General features: G+C 73.5%; 1 protein-coding gene. It reads left to right on the forward strand.

Going from position 1 to position 736, the window contains the following annotated elements; translation table 11 throughout:
- A partial coding sequence (locus tag AC27IQ_RS26260) for an adenosylcobinamide-GDP ribazoletransferase (RefSeq protein WP_487091403.1) occupies nt 1–638 on the forward strand: 638 nt, incomplete at its 5' end.
- Between the last annotated feature and the right edge of the window lie 98 nt (nt 639–736).

A 736-nucleotide genomic window follows, 5' to 3' on the forward strand; every position in this document is an offset into this window, starting at 1 on the left:
TCGCGTGGGCGCTGGGCCCCCAGCCCGCGGCGCCCTGGGTGTGCGCGGTGTTCAGCACCGTGGCCACCGTGCTGGTCACGGGGGGGTTCCACGAAGACGGCCTGGCCGACGTGGCCGATGGCCTGGGCGGCAGCCTGCAGCGCGAGCGGGCGCTGGAGATCATGAAGGACTCGCGCATCGGCGCCTTCGGGGCCATGGCGCTGGTGCTGGCGCTGGCCGCCAAGCTGGCCTTGCTGTCGCTCTTGGGCGCCGGCGGCCTGGGCGTGGTGCTGCCGGCGCTGGCCGCAGCGCATGTGCTGTCGCGCTTTTGGCCCCTGGTGCTGGTGCGCACCCTGGCCCATGTGGGCGACACGGCCACCTCCAAGAGCAAGCCGCTGGCGGACCAGATCAGCGGGCGCTCGCTGGCCACCGCGCTTTTGTGGTCGATCGGGTCTCTGGCGCTGATGGGCTATGCGCTGGGCATTGCGGTATGGATAGCGTCCCTCGCGGCCAGTGCCCTGGCCGCGCTGGGCATGCGCCGCTGGTTCGAGCGGCGGCTGGGCGGCTTCACGGGCGACTGCCTGGGGGCCACGCAGCAGATCGGCGAAATCGCCATCTACCTGGCCACCGCCATCGCGCTGGGGGCAGGCTTGCGGTGACGCAGCGGCGCCTGTGGCTGGTGCGGCATGCGCTGCCGCTCGTGGCGCCGGGCGTGTGCTACGGCGCGCTCGACGTGCCCGCCGACCCTGCCGCGACG

The sequence above is a fragment of the Acidovorax sp. KPB24-07 genome, assembly GCF_057543315.1.